The sequence below is a fragment of the Mesorhizobium sp. M5C.F.Ca.IN.020.32.2.1 genome, from assembly GCF_004023105.1.
Taxonomy (GTDB): domain Bacteria; phylum Pseudomonadota; class Alphaproteobacteria; order Rhizobiales; family Rhizobiaceae; genus Mesorhizobium; species Mesorhizobium wenxiniae.
In genome coordinates, this window is sequence record NZ_RZSX01001006.1 from 1 (window position 1) to 2,106 (window position 2,106).

A 2,106-nucleotide genomic window follows, 5' to 3' on the forward strand; every position below is an offset into this window, starting at 1 on the left:
GCTCATAGGCAAACCGCCTTTTGCCTATGACGCCCGCGACGATTGGTCCTGAGTGAATTCCAATTCTGAGTCTTATCGGTTCTCCTGCGAAGCGTTCGCGCTTAACCGCCTTCCGCAGTTCAAGTGCATAGTGCGCAAGGGCTTCTGCATGATCGGATCGCGCGGCGGGCAGGCCAGCGACCACCATCACGCAGTCGCCGATTGTCTTGATCTTTTCGCAGCCGTATCGTTCCGAGAGCAGATCCGCCGCCTTGAAGAAGTAATTTAAAATAGCGAGCGTTGTCTCGGCTCCGACGCTCCGCGCTCTTTCCGTAAAGCCGACGATGTCGGCAAAAAGCACGCTCACGTCAGCATGGCTGTCTGCAATTTGTTCGTCCGCTTTTAACCGCTCCGCGATCGACGCTGGAAGAATGTTGAGGAGTAGGCTTTCGGCGCGCTGGTATTCACGCGACAATCCCTCTTGGCTCTGCCTCAACGCTTCGTTCGTCAATTGTAATTTTTCGTTGAGTTGGCGCTCCCTCTCTTGCAGGAGTGTCATTTCATAAGCCTTCTGTTGAAGCCGCTGCCTATTGTCGCGTTCGGCAGTGGCGTCAAGAAAGAGCAGCCATACGCAGGCATTGTCAGCAAAAAGATGAAGGTCCGCGACACGCCCGCTGGGCAGTTCGACCATGGCCATATGATATGGAAGCTCCGGCCAAGGCAGCAAACCTTCCATGAATTCAAGCTGCTCGGCTACGGGCTTGCCAATGCAAAGTGATGACAGGCCGTAATGTTCAACACTACCGCCCTTCGCAGCGATGCAAAGCTGGGCGTCAATTTTCAGATACGCGACAGAGTACTCGTTGTAGAAGAAATCGTAAATCCAGCTTCTGACTTCTCTTGGCAATCCATGCATGGTCTATTTGGCAACCATCGAAGCAAGCTGACGAAACGCATCATCAACACATTCACCCGAAAGCGCACTTGTTAGATAGATTTGCCATCCAAGTTGCCTCAGCTCGTTAATCTCACTATCCGATATTGCCCACCGATCGGCCAGATCCGATTTGTTGAACAGCAATACGAACGGCATAGCGCCGAATTCGGCCTCGGCCCGCTCGCGCAGCGTGAGCGCCACGGCAAGAGTAGCGGCGCGGGTTCCATCGACGACAAGCACGAGCCCGCTCGCACCTCGCACATAGCTGACGCGGAATGAGCCGATATCGTCTTCGCCGGCCAAATCCCACAAAATCAGATCCACGGTTTTATCGGGCAATACAACACTCTTCTTGTCGATTTTCACTCCCACCGTGGTCAAGTAGGTTTCTGAAAAGATGCTTTGCACAAACCTGCGAACCAGACTTGTCTTTCCGACAGCGAACCCGCCCAACATGCAGATCTTCTTTTGCAATATCCTGGGCTCCGCCCTAGTGGAAATTTACCGTAACCGAAACTCTGCGATTGGCGGAGCTCCCGGTTCGGCTATCTTCAGCCTCCGCTGGCTCAAAGGTGCCCGCGCCGCGAACCAAGAGCAATTCCGGATCGACGCCGCGCTTCTTGAGAAGCGCACGAACTGTCTCCGCGCGGGCGGCGCTGATCGACACCTTGGCCGTTTCACGGCCCGTCGCGTCCGAATGGCCGGTCAACATGAACTGGGCTGTTACGCCTGCCTCGCGGGCATCCTTGGCCAATTCCTTCAACTGATTCGCCAATTTGTCGAGAACCGGCAATTGCTCTGGTCCCGGTACAGCCTTGCCAGAATCGAAGAAAATGTCGACCGCTTGAATAGCGTCCCTCAAATGCGTGAGTTCCTGAGGGGTCGACTCACGCAGCTCGGAGATATCTAGAGAGAGTCCGTCCGCGGACAGCTGCTGGGAGGCGACCCGCGCCCGGTTTATCCAGGCGGCAGGAGCCTCACCCACGGCAACGATGCGATCCTGGATGGTCATAAGCCGAACCGATTTCGGCGGAGCAAGCGACGCCACCAGCCGCTTCAGCACGAACTTCGGATCAAGGCTCTGATAGAATTGCCACTGCGAATGAACGCGAGCCGGATCAACCCCTGTTCCGGACAGCAGAGCCTGCGGGTCGGCGGCCTGCGGGTCTCTCAGGCCGGAAATATAGAAG

The 2,106-nt window shown here is 55.8% G+C and carries 3 protein-coding genes; all 3 read right to left on the reverse strand.

The window, feature by feature from the left end:
- A partial coding sequence (locus EOA86_RS32115; protein WP_164892204.1) for an adenylate/guanylate cyclase domain-containing protein occupies positions 1-895 on the reverse strand: 895 nt, incomplete at its 3' end.
- Between the two features lie 3 nt (positions 896-898).
- Positions 899-1,390, reverse strand: a complete 492-nt coding sequence (locus EOA86_RS32120) for a Rab family GTPase (protein ID WP_245316398.1) — start codon at positions 1,388-1,390, stop codon at positions 899-901.
- Positions 1,391-1,406: 16 nt separating this feature from the next.
- On the reverse strand, positions 1,407-2,106 hold a 700-nt coding region (locus EOA86_RS32125; protein ID WP_164892205.1), incomplete at its 5' end, for an OmpA family protein.